The sequence below is a fragment of the Luteimonas aestuarii genome (assembly GCF_004357985.1).
GTDB lineage: Bacteria > Pseudomonadota > Gammaproteobacteria > Xanthomonadales > Xanthomonadaceae > Luteimonas > Luteimonas aestuarii.
In genome coordinates this window covers 340,063-352,695 of sequence record NZ_SMTF01000003.1, presented here as the reverse complement: position 1 = coordinate 352,695, position 12,633 = coordinate 340,063, and the positions used below count along the sequence as shown (strand labels likewise).

Annotated in this window: 7 protein-coding genes and 2 tRNA genes; 2 read left to right on the top strand and 7 right to left on the bottom strand. The window is 66.8% G+C overall.

From position 1 onward, the window contains the following. Positions 1-26: 26 nt before the first annotated feature. Both E2F46_RS06570 and E2F46_RS06565 read right to left on the bottom strand, forming a co-directional pair. Positions 27-103, bottom strand: a tRNA-Asn gene (locus tag E2F46_RS06570). A gap of 49 nt (positions 104-152) precedes the next feature. Next, a complete protein-coding gene (locus tag E2F46_RS06565) occupies positions 153-683 on the bottom strand; it encodes a GspH/FimT family pseudopilin (RefSeq protein WP_133321286.1) in 531 nt (176 codons plus the stop codon). Positions 684-872: 189 nt separating this feature from the next. Here E2F46_RS06565 and uvrB point away from each other — a divergent pair, with 189 nt between their 5' ends. Further along, positions 873-2,909 (top strand): excinuclease ABC subunit UvrB, encoded by a 2,037-nt coding sequence (uvrB, locus tag E2F46_RS06560; RefSeq protein ID WP_133321285.1) that lies wholly within the window; start codon positions 873-875, stop codon positions 2,907-2,909. 81 nt (positions 2,910-2,990) lie between these two features. Here the strand turns inward: uvrB and E2F46_RS06555 are convergent. The 5 genes from E2F46_RS06555 to E2F46_RS06535 form a co-directional block, all read right to left on the bottom strand. Further along, positions 2,991-3,065, bottom strand: a tRNA-Val gene (locus E2F46_RS06555). A 151-nt stretch (positions 3,066-3,216) separates the two neighbouring features. Continuing rightward, the gene (locus E2F46_RS06550) at positions 3,217-5,961 is read right to left on the bottom strand and encodes a TonB-dependent receptor (protein ID WP_133321284.1); all 2,745 of its coding nucleotides are present in this window, start codon (positions 5,959-5,961) and stop codon (positions 3,217-3,219) included. A 244-nt stretch (positions 5,962-6,205) separates the two neighbouring features. Next, the gene (locus tag E2F46_RS06545) at positions 6,206-8,977 is read right to left on the bottom strand and encodes an alpha-1,6-glucosidase domain-containing protein (RefSeq protein ID WP_133321283.1); all 2,772 of its coding nucleotides are present in this window, start codon (positions 8,975-8,977) and stop codon (positions 6,206-6,208) included. Between the two features lie 149 nt (positions 8,978-9,126). Continuing rightward, a complete protein-coding gene (locus E2F46_RS06540; protein ID WP_133321282.1) occupies positions 9,127-10,788 on the bottom strand; it encodes an alpha-glucosidase family protein in 1,662 nt (553 codons plus the stop codon). Between the two features lie 54 nt (positions 10,789-10,842). Beyond that, positions 10,843-11,025, bottom strand: coding sequence for a hypothetical protein (locus E2F46_RS06535; protein ID WP_133321281.1), 183 nt, complete (start codon positions 11,023-11,025; stop codon positions 10,843-10,845). Positions 11,026-11,097: 72 nt separating this feature from the next. Here E2F46_RS06535 and E2F46_RS06530 point away from each other — a divergent pair, with 72 nt between their 5' ends. After that, the gene (locus tag E2F46_RS06530) at positions 11,098-12,573 is read left to right on the top strand and encodes an MFS transporter (protein WP_133321280.1); all 1,476 of its coding nucleotides are present in this window, start codon (positions 11,098-11,100) and stop codon (positions 12,571-12,573) included. Positions 12,574-12,633: the final 60 nt, after the last annotated feature.

Sequence of the window (12,633 nt, the reverse complement as noted above, 5' to 3'; positions counted from 1 at the left end):
CATGGGGATGTACGCGGAAGAGACAGTGGCGCCCGAAGTTGGACTCGAACCAACGACCCCCTGATTAACAGTCAAGTGCTCTAACCGGCTGAGCTATTCGGGCGGGGCTGCGCATTTTACGGGGTAGGGCAGGCCCGGGCAAGCATGGTCGATCAGCCCGGGCACGGTGTCGGCACCTTCGGGCGCTCCGTCCGTGGCCGGCCTGCGTTGTTCACGATCACGGCGCCCAGCTTTTCACCCTGCCGGTTGCAGACATTGATCGTGAGGTTGGTGCCGGCGCTACGGCCATCCGGAAGATAGCGCAGGTAAGGACGGCCGCGGGTGCCGGGTAGCCTCAGGTGCTGGCTGCGCGGCTGCAGGTCCACGCGCAGCAGGTCGTCACCCGGATCGGGGCGGCGGTTGTTGTCGCGGTCCAGGAACAGCATCCAGCCCAGGCTCCAGTCCCCGCCTGGATGGCAGTGCTGACCGTCCGACGATGGGCACAGGATCGTGGGCTTTCGGTAGGTGATGGCTGCCATCCGGGCCTGGGCCATCTGGGTGGTCAGTGATGTCATGGCATTGGCGGCACGCTGGCGCTCGAGCAGGCTGGCCATCGATGGGACGGCGATGGTGAGGAGGATCACCATCACCGCCATCACGACAACTGCCTCGATCAGCGTGAAGCCCGCGTCCTTGCGGTTCATGGCGGCCCTCCGTGGCCTCTTCACGGGGCCAGAGTCGGGCATTGGCTGAAGAGGCTGAATCGGGGGAATGCGGGTGGATGGGTAGGAAAAGCCCGCATCCGGCCCCATACGATCCTCGTGCGCGGATCTCGCCGTCCGCGCCTGGGCCTTTGTCCCGGGCTCGACTCGAACCTACACTGACAGGCTGACATGAAAGATACCCTGCACCCCGCCGGTTTCCAGCTCGTCGCGCCTTACCAGCCGGCGGGCGAGCAGCCACAGGCGATTGAAAAGCTTGTCGAGGGCTTCGAGAGCGGCCTGGCGCGGCAGACGCTGCTGGGCGTCACCGGCTCGGGCAAGACCTACACCATCGCCAACGTGGTGCAGGCGGTGCAGAAGCCGACGCTGGTGATGGCGCCGAACAAGACCCTGGCGGCGCAGCTGTACGGCGAGTTCAAGCAGTTCTTCCCGCACAACGCGGTGGAATACTTCGTCAGCTATTACGACTATTACCAGCCCGAGGCCTACGTCCCGTCCACCGATACCTTCATCGACAAGGACAGCTCGATCAACGAACACATCGAGCAGATGCGGCTGTCGGCGACCAAGGCGCTGCTGGAACGGCGCGACGCGATCATCGTCTGCACGGTCTCGGCGATCTACGGCCTGGGCGACCCGAACGAATACTTCAAGATGGTGCTGCACCTGGTTCGCGGCGAGCGCATCGACCAGCGCGAGCTGATCCGCCGCCTGACCGAGATGCAGTATTCACGCAACGATACCGAGCTGAGGCGCGGTACCTATCGCGTGCGCGGCGAGGTGATCGACGTGCACCCGGCCGAGTCGGACGACGAGGCGCTGCGTATCGAGCTGTTCGATGGCGAGATCGAAAAGCTGACCCAGTTCGATCCGCTGACCGGTGAAACCCGCCGCTCGCTTCCGCGCTACACCATCTATCCCAAATCGCACTACGTCACCACGCGTCGCACCGTGCTGGACGCGATCAATGCGATCAAGGAAGAGCTGCCGCCGCGGCTGGAGCAGTTCTACGCGTCCAACAAGCTGGTGGAAGCGCAGCGCTTGCAGCAGCGCACGCAGTTCGACCTGGAGATGATGGCCGAGGTGGGCTACTGCAACGGCATCGAGAACTACTCGCGCCACCTCACCGGCCGCATGCCGGGGGAGGCGCCGCCTTGCCTGTTCGACTATCTGCCGCCGGACGCGCTGTTGGTGGTGGACGAGTCGCACGTGACCGTTCCGCAGATCGGTGCGATGTACAAGGGCGACCGTTCGCGCAAGGAAACGCTGGTGGAATTCGGCTTCCGTCTGCCGTCGGCGCTCGACAACCGCCCGCTGCGGTTCGAGGAATGGGAGTTGCGCTCGCCGCGCACCATCTTCGTCTCGGCCACGCCCGGAAAATACGAACTGGAAAAGTCCGAAGGGCAAGTGACCGAGCTGGTCGTGCGACCGACCGGCCTGGTGGATCCCGAGGTCGAAATCCGTCCGGTGGGTACGCAGGTCGACGATTTGCTGGGCGAGATCCACAAGCGCGTGGCGATGGGCGACCGCGTGCTGGTGACCACCCTCACCAAGCGCATGGCGGAGAACCTCACCGAATACCTTGGCGAGCACGACGTGCGCGTGCGCTACCTGCACTCGGACGTGGACACGGTGGAGCGCGTGGAGATCATCCGCGACCTGCGCCTGGGCAAGTTCGACGTGCTGGTCGGCATCAACCTGCTGCGCGAAGGCCTGGACATGCCGGAGGTGTCGCTGGTGGCGATCCTCGATGCCGACAAGGAAGGCTTCCTGCGCTCGAGCGGATCGCTGATCCAGACCATCGGTCGCGCCGCGCGCAACCTGCGCGGCAAGGCGATCCTCTACGCCGACCGAATCACCAACTCGATGCAGGCGGCGCTGGACGAGACCGACCGGCGCCGGCAGAAGCAGCTGGAGTACAACGCCGAGCACGACATCACCCCGCAGTCGGTGGTGCGCGCGGTGATGGACATCATGGAAGGCGCCCGCGAGGAGCCGGAGATGGTGAAGGTGGGGCGGGGCGGCAAGGCGCGCCGGGTGGCCGAACCGGCCGAGGATTACGCTGCGATGGACCCGGCCAGGCTGGCCGGCCGGCTGAAGGCGCTGGAGCAGCAGATGTACCAGCACGCCCGCGACCTGGAGTTCGAGGACGCGGCCCGGGTGCGCGACGAGATCCGCCGGCTGAAGGAGGCCACGCTGGCCGGTTGACCGGCCATGTGCCTACCGCAGGCGCAAAAACGGCGCCAATAGGCGCCGTTGGTCGTCCTGCCGGGACCACGCCTGGAGGCGTGGTGGGCGGTACAGGGTTCGAACCTGTGACCCCTACCATGTCAAGGTAGTGCTCTACCGCTGAGCTAACCGCCCGATCGCTGCCGATACCGCCGTGCAGGGTCGCGAATTCTAGCTTACGCCGGGTGCCGGGACAACCAAGCCCTGGTGGGGCCAGTGCTCGCGGGACCAATGAAACGCCCCGCCGCAAGGCCTGCCGGCGGGGCTGGTGCGCTTCCCGTCGGGCTCAGAAGCGGTAGTTCACGCCCAGCAGGTAGGTGCGGCCCCACTCGATGTACTCTAGCGGGCGGTCGCGGGTGCCGGCATACGTCTGGTAGGCCTCGTTGGTCAGGTTGCTCACCTGGAACAGCACGCTCAGGCCGCCCAGGCCGGTGTGGTCGCCGAAGGCGTAGCTGACCTGCGCATCGGTGATGTTCTCGCCGACGACGTAGCGCAGCGAACGGTCGCCGTCGAAGTTGCCGATCTCGCCGATGAAATCCGAACGCCGACGCTGGCTGACGCGCGCCTCGAAGCCGTTGCGCTCGTAGTACGCGGTGAGGTTGTAGACGCGCTCGGACAGGCCCGGCAGCATGATGCTCTCACTGCCCACGCTGCTTTGCGCGTTTGGCGGCGGCGGGATGGTGATGTCGCTGTCGTTGAAGCTGGCGCTGGCGATGATGCCGAAGCCGCGCATGGCATCGCTGAACAGGTCGAAGGGGATCGATGCGGTCAGCTCGATGCCCTGCATCGAACCGCCCTCGCCGTTGTAGGGCGCGGTGAAGCGACCGATGCTCTGCGTCGGAGGCTCGCCCGGCCCGGGCACGTAGTCGACCAGCAGGTCGCTGAAGTCGTAACCGTCGCGGGCTTCGGTGTAGATGTAGGTCCGCAGGTCCTTGTAGTAGTACGCCGCCGCCAGGTAGGCCCTGGCGCCGAAATACTTCTCGTAGGAGATGTCGAACGCATAGGCGCGCCACGGGTCGAGTTCAGGGTTGCCGCCGCCGCCGCCGGGTTCGCCAGTCGCGGTGTTCACGCCAAACTCCAGCGAGGCGCGCAGCTCGTCCACGCGCGGGCGTGCGACCTGTTCTGCCAGCGCCACGCGCAGCGTCTGGTCGTCGGTGAGCGAGAACGCGAAGTTGAGGCTCGGCAGCACGTCCGTATAGGTCTTGCCGCGCACGATCGGCTGTACGTTCTGTCCTTCCGGGCGCGTGGCGTCCCAGTAGCGCGAGGTGGACGACTGGTCGACGTGCTGCACCTGCACGCCGACGTTGCCGCGCACCGGCACCGCGCCCCATTGCGTGTCGATGTTCGCACGCACGAAGCCGGTGGTGATCTCCTCGTCCACCTGCCACGCCTTCGGGATGAGGTAGGACAGGTTGTCGACCGGTTCGAATGTCATGTAGCGCGCAACGGCCGCCGGCACGTTCCATGCCGGGATGGCGCCGATGCCTGCGAAACCGAGGTCGACCGGGCGGTACTGCAGGTCGGAAGCGATGGCCGAGACGCCGCCCGGGCCCAGGTTGATGTTGCCTTCCGGCTGCCACTTGTTCTTCTGGCGATCGGCATGGTTGATGCCGAAGTCGAAGTCGGAAAACAGCGTCAGCGATTCGGGCGCCGGGACCGACGCCGTGACCCGCACGGCGCGCAGCTCGTCTTCGACCCGCGGCACCTTGCCGTAGCCGGAACCGTAGATGGTATTGGCCAGGAACAGCTCGGACGGATTGGAGTAGTCGAAACCCGGCCGGATCTGCGAGAACCCATCCTGCCGGAACTCCAGGCCGACAGAGTCGAGCTGCGGCGAAGGCAGGCGCTGCAGGTTGTTCTCGAGGTTGAGCTCGTCGCGCTCGGTGCGCGAGTAGCTCACGTCGGCGACGATGCTCGCCATGCCCACGCTGAAGGCGTTGTTCCAGCCGAATGCCCTGATTTCGTCTTCGCGCTGGTTGTACATGCCGCGCACCAGCGGATAGACGTTGTTCGCCACGCCGCCGGTGAAGGTGTTGTTGCCGTTGACCTGCGGGTTGGTGACCTGCAAGCGGTCGAAGCCACCGTTGTAGTCGCCGATGTGCACCTCGAACTGGTTCGCGGTGTTGACCTGCTCGGCCTTGGAGTAGAACAGGTCGAGCGTGCTGGTCCAGGCATTGGAGGGGCGGAACTGCAGCGTGGCCATCAGGCCATCGCGCCTGGTTTCGCCGGTACGGCGCAGGGCCTTGATGCCGTCGGAATAGAACGTGCCGGGCGTGACGCCGGGCCGCCAGCCCTCGCCGATCGCTTGCCACGGTTCGTACAGCCCCACCTGGTTCTCCTGCACCGGCGTGGTGGAGTGCGAGTAGCCGACGGCGAAGCCGAAGCGGCGGTCTTCCGACTGGGTGATGTAGCTGGCGTTGATGCGCTCGCCATAGCTGGTGGCGTCGGCCGCGGCGCCGAGGGCGTTATGCAGGCCGCGGACACCGATGGCACCGACGGGTCCATCGAAGCTCAACGGGCGTGCCGTCTGCATGTCCAGCGTGCCGGACAGGCCCTGGCCGATCAGGGCCGCGTCAGGGGTCTTGTACACGGTGACGCCGCTGATCAGCTCCGACGGATACTGGTCGAACTCGACGCTGCGGTTGTCGCCGGTGCTCACCATCTCGCGGCCATTGAGCAGCGTCGTGGAGAAGTCGGGCGACAGGCCGCGCACGCTGATGACCTGTGCGCGCCCCGCGACGCGCTGCGCCGCAAGGCCAGGCAGCCTCGCCAGCGATTCGGCGATGCTTACGTCAGGCAGCTTGCCGATGTCTTCGGCGGAGATCGCCTCGACGATGGATGTCGCATCCTTCTTGACCGAGATGGCGCCTTCGATGCCGCGGCGGATGCCGGTGACGGTGACGCGATCGAGTTCGGACGCTTCGCCCTGGGATTCGGTGTCGTTCTGTTCCTGCGCCTGCACCTGTGGCATGGCGACCACGATCGCGGTGGCCAGTGCGGCGCTGAGCAGGTTGCGCTTGCGTTGCAACATTTTCCCCTCCCAAGGCAATGTCGTCTTCGATTCGTGATGGGCCTGCGCCGACGTGTTGCCGGAACGCTGGGCGGCTCCGGGGTGGCTTACCCGGGTGCGCGAGGTCATGGTAGTCGTCCCGCGGGTGCTGGAAATCGCCTTGCATACGTATTCATAGGGGCTTCCGGCGATTCGACTGCCCGTCGTGCGCCATTGCGTCAGGTCCCTGAGCGCGACACGGTTCGATGGGCGATCAGCGCGTGCGTCACGGCGATGCATCCGCAGGCCTGACGTAGACCAGCGCGGTACGGCCGGGCACGACGAAGGTTCCCGTCTCCGGCGCATGCCGGGCAAGCCCGCGCGGGCGAACGTCGGCCGCGGAGGTCGAGCGGTGCACCGGGTGCAAGGTGTAGGCGAGGCCGCGTAGTTCAGGCAGCACCAGCGTCTGCGCGTCCGGGCTGGCGTTGATGAAGTACAGCACCTCGCCGAAGCCGGCATCGTCCAGCCCTTCGCCGTCGAGTCGGCCGACCAGTACCACGGGGTTCTGTTCGGGGCCGCTGTTGGGGAAGGTGAGGCGGCGCTTCACTTCATCCGCGCTGTGCAGGCGGAACAGCGGCGTGCTGGCGCGAATGCGCAGCAGGTCGTACAGGGCGTCGCGGGCGAAGGCGATGTGCTCCGGGTGCGGTTTGATCGAACCGTCGGCCAGCAGCGGGCGCATCAGCGGCCAGTTGTCGCGGTTGTCCTGCGCCGGTGGCAGGCCGCTGCCGAAGAAGTTGTCCTGGAACGTCCAGTCGAAGCGATTGAACCAGTCGCCGGAGTCGTAGCTGTTGCGGTCCAGCGACTTGGAGCGCAGCGCCTCGATGCCGGCGTGGAAGTAGGCCACACCCTGGCTGAAGGCGGTGTTGGCCATGCCCAGCACCTGCACCCGCGCACGGTCCTTGCGCGAGGTGCCCTGCGGCAGCTTGAACACGTTGATGTCGAACAGGGTCTGGTTGTCGTGGTTCTCGACGTAGTTCACCGCTTCGCCGGGCTGATTGGCATAGCCGGCAGGCTGGCCCTTGTAGTCCAGCTGGTCGAGACGCAGCCGGCGACCGTCGCCGGCCTCCAGTTCGAAGTCGCGCAGCGTGCCGGCCAGGCCAGCGCGTGCCAGATCGGCGGCGTGCAGCAGGTCGGCGCGCGGGCGCTCGGGATCGGCATGCGCATTGGGCGCGTAGACCAGGCCGTTGAGCCAGCCTTGCTCGCTCAGCAAGGCCTTGCCGCCGTCGGCCGGCCCGCCGCCGCGCAGCGCGTCGCGCGCGCGGTCGCTGAAGGTGCCGATGCCGGCACCGGCCAGCGACAGCTGCGAGGCCTGCACGAAGCGTGCGCCGTCGGCGACCTCGCCGAAGTTCCAGCCTTCGCCGATCAGGTTGACACGCCGCCCGGCAACCGCATCGACCGCTGCCTGCAGGCGTTCCATCGCTTCGCGTGGCTGGTGTCCCATCAGGTCGAAGCGGAACGAATCGATCCCGTAGTCGCGTGTCCAGCGCACCGCCGAATCGATCATCAGTTTCGCCATCATCGCGTGCTCGGTGGCGGTGTTCTCGCAGCAGGTCGATTGCGTCACGCGGCCATCGGCATCCAGCCGTTGGTAGTAGCCGGGCACGATGCGGTCGAGCACCGATTTTTCGTGTTGCCCCGAAGCCGACATGTGGTTGTAGACCACGTCCATGCCCACGCGCAGGCCGGCATCGTGCAGCGCCATCACCATGCGCCGGAACTCCACGATGCGCACCGCCGCGTCGTTGGCATCGCTGGAGTAGCTGCCCTCGGGCACGTCGACGTGGAACGGGTCGTAGCCCCAGTTGAAGCAATCGTCCGCGGCGACGGCCATCACAGCGGCCTGCTGGCGCTCGCTGTCGGGCGGCGCGTTGGGCACCTCGGGCGTGATGCAGCCGACCTCGGGGATAGTGGCGATGTCGAACACCGGCAGCAGGTGCACGTCGGTCATGCCGGCCTCGGCCAGTGCGCGCAGATGGCGCATGCCGTCGGAGTGCGGATGGGTGAAGCCGAGGTACTTGCCGCGGTCGGCCGCGGGCACGGTGCCGTCGTGGATCGAAAAGTCGCGCACGTGCAACTCGTAGATGACCATGTCGGTCTGTGCGGCCAGTACCGGTGCGCGACTGTCGTCCCAGCCCGCGGGCTTCAAGGCAGGCGCATCGAGGTCGGCGACCCAGCTGCGTCGCGAGTTGGCGTTCAAGCCGATGGAATAGGGATCGGTGACGCGGTTGCGGACCAGCCCGGCGCCGGGCACGTACACGTCCACGAGATAGGTGTAGTAGTGGCCGGACAGGTCGTCGCGGGCCGCATGCGACCAGACGCCGCTGGCGTCGTCGCGGCTCATCGGCTGCAGGGATGCGGCCGGAGCGTCTGCTGTCTCATGCAGGCACAGGGCGACGTTGCGCGCGGTCGGCGCCCAGAGGTCGAAGCGGGTACCGTTGCCGTCGACGGTCACGCCCAACGTGGTCTCCGTTGCGGCACCAGCGTACAGGTCGTCCAGCACGCCGGCATGCTGCAGCGCGGTGGCATCGAGGACGTTGCCGTCGTGGTCCTCGCGCACCAGCAGCAGTTGCCCGCGCAGCAGTTCCGGGATGCGCGCGGTATCGCTGTCGGCGGCCGTCAGGTTCATTCCTTTGCCGACGAATGCAAAGCGATCCTCCAGTTCGCCTGGCAGCATCGCCGCGAACGGGAAGACCTCGACTGCGCCGTCCGAACCGGACACCGGCTTCCCCGGTTCAGCGACGATGCCGCCCTCGCGTGCGTGGTGCAGACGGTAGTGTCCGCCAAGCGGGCTGCCGGGCCAGCGGATCGTGCGCCGGTCCAGCCAGTGCGCCCGTGCCGGAAACGGGGAGGCTTGCGTGCTTTCGGACAGGGTCCGCGCGAAGCCCGGCATGTCGCAATCGGCGAGCGTTGGCGATGGCGCCAAGGATGCGGTTGCCTGGCCAGCCAGCAGCATGAGCAAGGTGGCGATGGCGGATCTGGAGGCGCGCGGTCGTGTCATGTCGTTTCCGGCGGGCTGGTTTTGCAGGTGCATTTTCCTGATGATTCGCTGCCCGGATCGTAGGAGCGCCCCATGGGCGCGACTGGGCGGCAGCTGCGACGCAGGCTTTCGCGGGCATGGCCCGCTCCTGCAGGGCTTCGGTGTTGCGTCTACGAGTGCGGGGCGCACAGTTCCGGCATCGATGGAGCCGATGTGGCCGAGCGCGCCAGCTCGCCGAACAACACGCCGTAAGCCGGCAGATGCAGGCGCTGCGCGGCAAGTTCGCCGGACGACAGACCATGGTCGTCGATGCGTCGTGCGTCGATACCCGGCAACTCGATGGCGACCGGCGCTGCCGACAGGTTGAACGCCACCAGCATGCGCTGCCCCTCGTGTTCGCGGACGAACGCAAGCACCGGCTCCGGCGTGTCGATGAAGCGGATCGCGCCATGCACCAGCGCCGGCTGCGTGCGCCGCCAGCGCAGGAAGCGGCGCGTGGCGTTGAGCGTCGAACGCGGATCGGCCTCCTGCGCCGCCACGTTGAGCGTGGCGTGCGCCTCAGGGATCGGCAGCCAAGGCCTGCCGGTGCTGAAGTCGTCGCTGCGCCCGGTCCATGGCATCGGCGTGCGACAGCCGTCGCGGCCCTTGAAGTTCGGCCAGAATGCGATGCCGTAGGGGTCCTGCAATGCTTCGAACGGCACCTCGGCTTCCGGCAGGCCCAGTTCCTCGCCCTGGTACAGGCAGACCGAACCGCGCAGCGAGCACACCAGCGCAACCAGCATTGGCGCCAGTTGCGGCGGAGGATTGGCGCCGCCCCAGCGCGTCACCGCGCGCTGCACGTCATGGTTGGAGATCGCCCAGCACGGCCAGCCTTCGGTCATCGCCGCTTCCAGCCGTTCGACCGTGCCGCGGATGTAGTCGGCGCTGAAGTCGTCGGTCAGCAGCTCGAAGCTGTAGCCCATGTGCAGGCGCTGGCCGTTGACGTATTCAGCCGTGGTGGCCAGCGAGTCTTCGGAGGAGATCTCGCCAAGCGTGGTCGCGCCGGGGTAGCGGTCCAGCAGCGCGCGCAGCGATTCGAGGAACGGCAGGTTCTCCGGCTGCGTGTTGTTGTGCCAGTGGTACTGGTAGGCGTAGGGGTTGTCGGGGCTGAAGCCGCGACCGACGCGCTGGTCCTTGGGCTTGGGCGGGTTGTCGCGCAGCCGTGCATCGTGGAAGCAGAAGTTGATCGCGTCCAGGCGCAGGCCGTCGACGCCGCGGGCCAGCCAGAACCTCACGTTGTCCAGCGTGGCCTGCTGCACGGCGGGGTTGTGGAAGTTGAGGTCGGGCTGCGACGACAGGAAGTTGTGCAGGTAGTACTGCTCGCGCCGCGGCTCCCAGCGCCAGGCGACGCCGCCGAACAGCGACATCCAGTTGTTCGGTGGGGTGCCGTCGTCCTTCGGGTCGGCCCAGACGTACCAGTCGGCCTTGGGGTTGTCGCGGCTCTGGCGGCTTTCCCTGAACCAGTCGTGCTCGCTGGAGGTATGGCTGAGCACCTGGTCGATCATCACCCGGATGCCCAGCGCGTGCGCTTTCTCCAGCAGCCGGTCGAAGTCGTCCAGGGTACCGAACAGGGGATCGACGGCGCGGTAGTCGGCGATGTCGTAACCGAAGTCGGCCATCGGCGACTTGAAGAACGGCGAGATCCAGATCGCGTCCACGCCGAGCGAGGCCACATGGCCAAGGCGCGCGACGATACCGGGCAGGTCGCCCACGCCATCGCCATCGGTATCCATGTAGCTGCGCGGATAGATCTGGTAGATCACCGCACCACGCCACCAGTGTTCGACTGCCATCGTGTCCCCGGGTTGTTTCGATCTGACGCCGGTGGCGTCCCGTTGCGGACGCCACTATTCCACAGCACGGCGTTTGCCGAGCAGCGGCGCGACGGGCGGGACGCCATGAATACGTATGCACAGCATCGATTCGCGATCACCGTGAAGCCCCGGGTCGAAGCTCGTCGATTGCAAAAAATCGCTTGACGTCCTTGCGATTCCTGCATCGCGACGGTGTTCGGGCAGTCCGCGGGCCATGTTGCGATGCGGCAAGGCAAGCGCACTCGGCTGCGCGGAGAATGCGCGCACCACATCCGGGGCAGGGGTTCCATGGCCGTGACACCACGCGAGAAGCCGCAGCTGTCGTTCTGGCAGATCTGGAACATGTGCTTCGGCTTCCTGGGCATCCAGTTCGGCTTCGCGCTGCAGAACGCCAATGTCAGCCGCATCTTCCAGACGCTGGGCGCGGACATGGAGCAGGTGCCGGGGCTGTGGATCGCCGCTCCGCTGACCGGCCTGCTGGTGCAGCCGGTGATCGGCTATTTCTCCGACCGCACCTGGACCCGCTTCGGTCGCCGCCGTCCGTATTTCCTGTGGGGTGCGATCTTCTCCACCGCCGCGCTGCTGGTGATGCCCAACTCGCCCGAGCTGTGGATCGCCGCGGGCACGCTGTGGATCCTCGATGCCTCGCTCAACGTGTCGATGGAGCCGTTCCGCGCCTTCGTCGGCGACCAGCTGTCGCCGCGGCAGCGTCCCACCGGCTACGCGATGCAGGGGTTCTTCATCGGCGTGGGCTCGGTGGTGGCCAGTCTGTTGCCGTGGTTGCTGGCGAAGTGGGGCGTGGCGAACACCGCCGCGCCCGGCGTGGTGCCCGATACCGTGCGCTACGCGTTCTACGCCGGTGGCGCGGTGCTGTTCCTGGCGATCCTGTGGACGGTGCTGCGCAGCCGCGAATACTCGCCGGAAGAACTGCGCAGCTTCGATGATGCCGAGCCCGAGGGCGCCGTGGCGGGCGATGCACCCGTGCCGGGGGCGAATGGCGGTTGGCCATGGTTGCTGGTCGGCGCATTGGGCGCGTGCGCCGTGGCGTACTTCGGCTGGAACCGCATGCTGTACGTGCTGGCGGGCTTGCCGATGGCGTATGGCCTGCTGCGCGTCGTCGCGCCGTCGCTGCCGCGCGGCTCGATGGTGCCAACGGTCACCGCCGACCTGCACGCCATGCCGTTGACGATGCGGCAACTGGCCGTGGTGCAGTTCTTCTCCTGGTTCGGCCTGTTCTGCATGTGGCTGTTCACCACGGCCGCGGTCACCTCGCACCATTACGGCACCACGGATACTGCGTCGGCCTTGTGGAACGAAGGCGCGAACTGGGTGGGCGTGCTGTTCGCCGCCTACAACGGGTTCGCGGCGCTTGCCGCCATCGCCATCCCCACGATGGCGCGTCGGCTCGGGCTGCGCGCCAGCCATCTGGTCAACCTCTGGCTGGGCGGCCTCGGCCTGCTGTCGATCGCCTTCATCCGCGATCCGCAATGGTTGCTGCTGTCGATGGTCGGCGTGGGCTTCGCCTGGGCGTCGATCCTGTCGCTGCCCTACGCGATGCTGTCCGACAGCCTGCCAGCGTCGAAGATGGGCATCTACATGGGCATCTTCAATTTCTTCATCGTGATCCCGCAGCTGGTCGCGGTGAGCACGCTGGGCGTGCTGGTGTCGCAATTGTTCGACGGCCAGCCGATCCGCGTGCTGATGCTGGGCGGCGCGTGTTTCATCGTCGCCGGGCTGTGCACTCTGCGGGTGCGCAGGCCGTAGGGCATCGCCGTGATGGGTCGTTCCCCCTCTTCGGGATGAAGACTGCTGCACTTCGTGATT

Coding starts and splice junctions, on each gene's coding strand:
- E2F46_RS06565 (WP_133321286.1), bottom strand. CDS start 683: ATGAACCGCAAGGACGCGGGCTTCACGCTGATCGAGGCAGTTGTCGTG.
- uvrB (WP_133321285.1), top strand. CDS start 873: ATGAAAGATACCCTGCACCCCGCCGGTTTCCAGCTCGTCGCGCCTTAC.
- E2F46_RS06550 (WP_133321284.1), bottom strand. CDS start 5,961: ATGTTGCAACGCAAGCGCAACCTGCTCAGCGCCGCACTGGCCACCGCG.
- E2F46_RS06545 (WP_133321283.1), bottom strand. CDS start 8,977: ATGACACGACCGCGCGCCTCCAGATCCGCCATCGCCACCTTGCTCATG.
- E2F46_RS06540 (WP_133321282.1), bottom strand. CDS start 10,788: ATGGCAGTCGAACACTGGTGGCGTGGTGCGGTGATCTACCAGATCTAT.
- E2F46_RS06535 (WP_133321281.1), bottom strand. CDS start 11,025: ATGGCCCGCGGACTGCCCGAACACCGTCGCGATGCAGGAATCGCAAGG.
- E2F46_RS06530 (WP_133321280.1), top strand. CDS start 11,098: ATGGCCGTGACACCACGCGAGAAGCCGCAGCTGTCGTTCTGGCAGATC.